We start from the raw sequence: 1,665 nt of genomic DNA on the forward strand, positions 1-1,665 counted from the left end.
GACCCGGCGCGACCGGTGGATCACCTGATGTCGAACCCGCCGAAGGCGTTGACGCCGGTGTGCTCGACCCGCACGTACCCGCCGGTGATGTTCTGGAGGGCGACCTCCGCGGCGTTGAGGCTGTGCGGCATCCGGTTGGCGGCGGCGTCCCACTTGCTCTTGGCGACCTGGTACTGGTCGCGGGACGGGCCGTCCCACTCCTGCAGCGTGCTCATGACCTGCTCGTGCATCTCGGCCAGCTTGGTGCGGAGCCGCGTGCTGATCTCGGCCATCTGGTCGCGGGCCTGGTCGGCCATGCGCTGGTCAAAGGTGTAGCTCGTCACGTCGTGGTCTCCTTCGCGCGCGGTTCGTCAGATGCCCAGGCCGGGGCCGGTGGGGATGGCGGAGGCGATCTGGACGTTGCCGTCCTCGCCGCGGGTGGTGGTGACCGCGTGGTCCTGCACCAGGTTGATCATGTCGCCCAGCGCCTTGATGATCACCGAGCAGTCCTCGAACCAGTTGTTCATGGAGGTCCGGTACGCGTTGTACGCGTCGCCGCGCCAACTGGCGCGGAGGACGTCCAGCGTCTCCTCGACGCTCTGCACACCTCGCGACGCGAGGTTCTGCGTCTCCTGGAACAACCCTGCGGCCCGCAGCATGCCTGGGGTGGTGGTGGAAATCGGTGCATTCATGGGCTTCCCCTTGATGGATGTGCGATAGATCCACGCGCCGGACGGCGCCGCGATGCACCGATCCAGTTTTGGCAGCCACGACCCGGCGGAGCAGGTGCCGTCACCCGGCGGTGCCCAAAAGTCCGACCAGGAGTGCGCAGACAGGCGGCCCGCCCATCAAGTTCCGCTCAAGCGGGGTGAAATAGGATCGCGATCTCGGCTAGATGGCATCCCGCACGTGTCGCCGCCAGGGGCGGCGCCTATCGGAGAGGCCCAGTGGTGGAGGACTTGAGCGGTCGGCTGCGGGTGGAGGTGCTGGGACCGCTGCGCGTGTGGCTGGACGACCGCGAGGTGCCGCTGGGCTCGAACCGGCAGCAGGCCGTGTTCGCGGTGCTCACCGGGCACCCCGACCAGGTGGTGTCGCAGCGGGCGCTGATCACCGGTGTGTGGGGCTCCTCGGCGCCCGCCAGCGCCACGGGCAACCTGCACACCTACCTGTCGGGCCTGCGCCGCGCCCTGGGTCCGGCGCGGGACGCGCTGGTGTCGGGCTCCGACGGCTACTCCCTGCGGCTGGACCGCTCCGCGCTGGACAGCGAGGTGTTCGACCGCACCCGGCTGGAGGCGGAGGGCCGGTACGCCGCGGGTGACCTGCCCGGCGCCGTCGCCCTGCTCGACGAGGCGCTGGAGCTGTGGTCGGGCGAGGGTTACGCCGGGTTGCGCAGCCCCTTCGCCGAGCAGGCCCGCCGCAGGTTGGCGGCCCTGCGGCTGGAGGCGATGCGACTGCGGGCCCGGGCGCGGCTGGAGGCGGGCGAGCACACCGGCCTGGTCACCGAGCTCACCTCGCTGGTGCGCCTGCACCCCCTGGACGAGTCGTTGCGCGAGCTGCTGATGCTGGCGCTGCACCGCGGGGGCAGGCACGCCGAGGCGCTGGAGAGCTTCCGCGAGGCGCGCACGGCCCTGGCCCGGGAGGGGCTGATCCCCGGGCAGGCGCTGCGCGACCTGCAGCAGGTCGTCC

General features: G+C 71.2%; 3 protein-coding genes. 1 reads left to right on the plus strand and 2 read right to left on the minus strand.

The features are described 5' to 3' along the window. Positions 1–20 precede the first annotated feature (20 nt). Positions 21–323 (minus strand): WXG100 family type VII secretion target, encoded by a 303-nt coding sequence (locus AB0G02_RS38925; RefSeq protein ID WP_360805145.1) that lies wholly within the window; start codon positions 321–323, stop codon positions 21–23. 27 nt (positions 324–350) lie between these two features. Continuing rightward, positions 351–671: a WXG100 family type VII secretion target gene (locus AB0G02_RS38930; protein WP_360805148.1), complete on the minus strand. Its 321-nt coding sequence runs from the start codon at positions 669–671 to the stop codon at positions 351–353. A 255-nt stretch (positions 672–926) separates the two neighbouring features. Here AB0G02_RS38930 and AB0G02_RS38935 point away from each other — a divergent pair. After that, positions 927–1,665 (plus strand): BTAD domain-containing putative transcriptional regulator (locus AB0G02_RS38935; RefSeq protein ID WP_360805151.1); only part of this gene is annotated, 739 nt, incomplete at its 3' end.

This window comes from Actinosynnema sp. NPDC023658, from assembly GCF_040639995.1.
Classification (GTDB): Bacteria; Actinomycetota; Actinomycetes; order Mycobacteriales; family Pseudonocardiaceae; genus Actinosynnema.